We start from the raw sequence: 1,124 nt of genomic DNA, 5'->3' as shown, positions 1-1,124 counted from the left end.
GTGACGGTCGGCACGGTGCCGTTCCAGTTATCCACCGGAGTAAAGGTGTAAGCACCGTTGCTGGCGATGATCAGCGTTCCGACACCGGTCATGGTTGCGGTCTGGCCCGCCGTGAAGCTGCCGTCGACCCCATTCACGCTGAAGCTGGASACGCTCAGGAGATTATCSACATCGTGGTCRTTGSTCAGCACGTTGCCGGTGGCTGCGTGGTCTTCATCGACAGTRTTGGTGTCCGCGGTCAGGACGCTTGGGTCATTGACCGGGGTGACGCTGATATCCAGCGTGCTGGTGGAGCCGGTATTGGTGGTGTAGGTGACGGTCGGCACGGTGCCGTTCCAGTTATCCACCGGAGTAAAGGTGTAAGCACCGTTGCTGGCGATGATCAGCGTTCCGACACCGGTCATGGTTGCGGTCTGGCCCGCCGTGAAGCTGCCGTCGACCCCATTCACGCTGAAGCTGGAGACGCTCAGGAGATTATCCACATCGCTGTCATTGCCCAGCACGTTGCCGGTGGCAACATGGTCTTCATCGACAGTCTGGGTATCCGCGGTCAGGACGCTCGGGTCATTGACCGGAGTGACGCTGATATCCAGCGTGCTGGTGGAACCGGTATTGGTGGTGTAGGTGACGGTCGGTACGGTGCCGTTGTAGTTGGAGTCCGGAGTAAAGGTGTAAGCACCGTTCGCCCCGATCACCAGGGTGCCGACGTTGGCGATGGTCGCCGGGACGCCTGCGGTGTACTCGGTGCCGCCAACCGTGAAGCTGGCCACGCTCAGGAGATTATCGACATCGTGGTCGTTGCCCAGCACGTTGCCGGTGGCCGCGTGGTCTTCATCGACCGTGTTGGTGTCCGCGGTCAGGACGCTTGGGTCATTGACCGGGGTGATGCTGATATCCAGCGTGCTGGTGGAGCCGGTGTTGGTGGTGTAAGTGACGGTCGGCACGGTGCCGTTGTAGTTGGAGTCCGGAGTAAAGGTGTAAGCACCGTTCGCCCCGATCACCAGGGTGCCGACGTTGGCGATGATCGCCGGGGTGGCGCCTGCGGTGTACTCGGTGCCGCCAACCGTGAACGTGGCCACGCTCAGGAGATTATCCACATCGCTGTCATTGCCCAGCACGTTGCC

The 1,124-nt window shown here is 61.2% G+C and carries 1 protein-coding gene; it reads right to left on the bottom strand.

Features of this window, described 5'->3' with window-relative positions:
* Nucleotides 1–1,124, bottom strand: a 1,124-nt coding sequence (locus AC1DWM_RS30090) for an Ig-like domain-containing protein (protein WP_477796885.1), incomplete at both ends; no start/stop codon positions are given.

This window comes from Pseudomonas sp. P4_C8 (assembly GCF_056401975.1).
Note: the sequence above shows the minus strand (reverse complement) of the source record. Positions and strands in the feature narration are given on the sequence as shown.